The following is a 3,181-nucleotide window of genomic DNA, read 5'->3' as shown; positions in this document are numbered from 1 at the left end:
ATACTGCTTACTGCGTTAAAAAAGTTCATAAGTACCTCGTTTAGCATGTAATGTGCCTCCTCTCTTACTAAATATGTACAATCAAATTATCCAATTGTGTTAATGATGCTGCTTACCGCGTTAAATAAGTTCATTAAAACGTCGTTGAACATGTTTGCAACCTCCTTTATGATAGATTCATATAGTAATACGAGAAAACATAAAGTTTGGATCACATTTTTTTAATGTTTTTTTAGAAAAATAGTTAAAAAGAGAATTTAATGGAGGTTGAAGAAGATGAATTCGTTTACAAACGACGAAAAGCAAGCGGTGTACAAAGCGATTTACGGAAGAAGAGATGTACGAACATTTTTGTCTGATGAGATTCCGAATGAAACGGTTTATAACATTCTGCAGGCTGCTCACAGCGGACCTTCCGTCGGGTTTATGCAGCCTTGGAATTTTATATTAGTATCTGATACAGAAGTGAAAAATAAACTTGCCTGGGCAGCAGATAAAGAGAGAAGAGCACTGGCTATTCATTATGAAGGTGAAAAGAAAGAAGATTTTTTAGAGCTCAAGATTCAAGGATTAAAAGAAGCGCCATTAACTATTTGCGTAACGTGTGATCCAACAAGAGGGGGCTCTCATGTTCTTGGAAGAAACTCAATTCCAGAAACCGATATGATGTCAACTGCGTGTGCGATTCAAAATATGTGGCTTGCTTCATATGCAGAAGGACTGGCAATGGGTTGGGTAAGTTTTTATAAGAAAAATGATGTGCGTGACATTTTACATATTCCTCCTCATATTGATCCTGTAGCGCTTATGTCAATTGGCTATACAGATAAATATCCTGAGAAACCAATCTTAGAACAAGCAAACTGGGAAAAAAGAAGGGATTTAGACAAGCTAATTTATCATAATGTATGGGAAAATGAAAAAGAATAGCGGAGAGAAAATAAAGACATACTAAAAAGCGCCGAAATATAGTAAAATTTGAATATTAAATGATACACTATATATAGCGAAAGCGGATATGAGCGTCTAGCGTATCCGTTTTATTTATATGTATACAAATGACTTGGGAAAAAGAGAGATAGGAGAATTGAAGGTTTCATGAATATTGCAAGAAGTTGGCTTCACAACAAACTTACTGTTCGCATCATTACGCTTATTATCATTACAGTTTTACTTGTCAGCATTAGAAGTATGCTTCAGCTGCTGTTATTTACGTTTATTTTCACCTTTTTAATTGGTCGTCTTCAACAAACGTTAAGAAGAAAGCTTCCGCTTAATTCAACGCTTATACTCATCGTCATCTATATCGCACTGATTGGGGCGCTCGGTATTGTAGGATATGTATATATCCCGGTTATTATGACGCAAGTTACTGAGCTTGTACAGAAGCTGATGTATTTTTACAAACACCCCCCTGATAATACATTCGTCACCTATATTATCGATAATCTAAAGAGATTCAAATCACCAGAGAATATTCAGCAGAATATTGATTTAGTATACAGCTATTTATCTAATATTGGAAAAGTAAGTGCACAAGTTTTCTTAGCACTCTTGTTAAGCCTATTCTTTTTACTTGAAAAGTCGCGGATTCACCGATTATTTGTCCAACTGGAACAATCTAGGCTGGGCTGGTTTTTCAAAGAAGCTGGCTATTTGGGGAGAAAATTTGTTAATTCCTTCGGCAAGGTAATAGAAGTTCAGTTTATTATCGCTTTTGTGAACAGCATTTTGTCCGTTATTGCGCTGTGGGTGTTAGGGTTTCCTAATTTGCTTGCACTTGGCGTTATGGTCTTTCTACTAGGGCTAGTGCCGGTTCTTGGGGTATTTGTTTCACTCATTCCACTTTGTACAATCGCTTACAGTTTAGGAGGCGGTGTAAAAGTACTATCTGTGTTAATTATGGTGGTAGTACTTCACGCACTTGAAAGCTATGTATTAAATCCAAAGCTCATGTCATCTAAAACAAACTTGCCAACGTTCATTACGTTTATCATTTTAGTGTTTGGTGAACACTTCTTGGGCGTATGGGGGCTAATTCTTGGTATTCCTATTTTTATTTTCTTTTTAGATTTAGTAGGCGTAGATTCAGCACAGCAACTGTCAAAAAAAGAAACCTCCGCAGACTAGTCTGCAGAGGTTTCTTTTTTTAAGCAGCGTATCGTTTTTTGAATAGTAGGATGATCGCGATGCTTAAGTTTATAAGCAAGAAAGATCTGATTTTTTACTGCTAAATGTTCAAGTTCGATTTTTACTTTTTTTTCTCGAAGCGCTTCTTGAATTAAATAGCGGGGAAGCAGGCTGATTCCCATGTGATGCTGAATGGCTTTTAACACCGTTTGAAGATTTGGAATCACGTGATGAGGCTGAATTTCAGGTCGTTTTTTAAAATGCTGCCGCCAAAAACGTCTAATAATAGGAAGTTCAAGACCATAGCTAATCCACCGCTGGTTGTATAAAAACTCTTCTACGTCTTTACTAGCTGTCATTTCAAAAGAAGGAKGGACGGTTAAGACAAACTCTTCTTCTTCAATGACCGTATATTCAATTCCAGGTATTTGCAATCTTTGGGTTGTAATCGCAATATCAATTTCGTCGCTTTGTATCTTTTCAAGCAAAACAGAAGCAATACCAAACTGGCTGTAGCAGCGGATGCCTGCATCTTTTATTCTTTCTAAAGCTTGTTCGGTGAAATACTCTACGGGAGAACCAATTTTTACGACCGGCAGCGCGTCGGGAGATGAAGCGGTCATTTTTAATTCAATTGAAGCAGCTTCTAGACTTTCAATTAACGGGACAATACGCGTGTACAGTTCTTTACCTTTTTCTGTTGGAATCATTTTTCTCGGTGCACGGATAAATAAACCTTCCCCTATTTCAGCTTCTAAAGCAGCTAAGTGCTGACTCATGGCCGGCTGCGTTAAGATCCTCGCTCTGGCTGCTTCAGAAACGGATCGATATTTGTAAATGCTAATAAAGCTGCGATACCATTCAAAATCAATCATTTATGCTATCCTTTCTTATAAATTTATTTATGGATATCTATTTATTTTCTAATTTGTATTATAGACAAGCTCTCTTTAAAATAAAAATAGTAAGCAAATCATTTTTAGATAAAATAATAAAAGCAACGCTAGGCAAATGATTTAAAAAGGAGAGTTAGGCTGTGAAAGCATTATTA

The 3,181-nt window shown here is 36.5% G+C and carries 3 protein-coding genes; 2 read left to right on the top strand and 1 reads right to left on the bottom strand.

Annotated features, from left to right (window positions below):
• The first annotated feature begins 276 nt into the window (after positions 1-276).
• Together bluB and AC1DRF_RS20825 are read left to right on the top strand one after the other, a co-directional pair.
• Positions 277-930, top strand: a complete 654-nt coding sequence (bluB, locus tag AC1DRF_RS20830) for a 5,6-dimethylbenzimidazole synthase (protein ID WP_013055676.1) — start codon at positions 277-279, stop codon at positions 928-930.
• A 168-nt stretch (positions 931-1,098) separates the two neighbouring features.
• Positions 1,099-2,130 carry an AI-2E family transporter gene (locus AC1DRF_RS20825; protein ID WP_050691267.1) on the top strand — a complete coding sequence of 344 codons (1,032 nt, stop codon included), beginning with the start codon at positions 1,099-1,101 and terminating at the stop codon, positions 2,128-2,130.
• Here the strand turns inward: AC1DRF_RS20825 and AC1DRF_RS20820 are convergent.
• A complete protein-coding gene (locus AC1DRF_RS20820; protein ID WP_477741582.1) occupies positions 2,127-3,005 on the bottom strand; it encodes a LysR family transcriptional regulator in 879 nt (292 codons plus the stop codon). The genes AC1DRF_RS20825 and AC1DRF_RS20820 overlap by 4 nt on opposite strands.
• Between the last annotated feature and the right edge of the window lie 176 nt (positions 3,006-3,181).

It is taken from the genome of Priestia sp. P5_B4 (assembly GCF_056400385.1).
This window is presented reverse-complemented; position numbering and strand designations above follow the sequence as displayed.

Coding starts and splice junctions, on each gene's coding strand:
- bluB (WP_013055676.1), top strand. CDS start 277: ATGAATTCGTTTACAAACGACGAAAAGCAAGCGGTGTACAAAGCGATT.
- AC1DRF_RS20825 (WP_050691267.1), top strand. CDS start 1,099: ATGAATATTGCAAGAAGTTGGCTTCACAACAAACTTACTGTTCGCATC.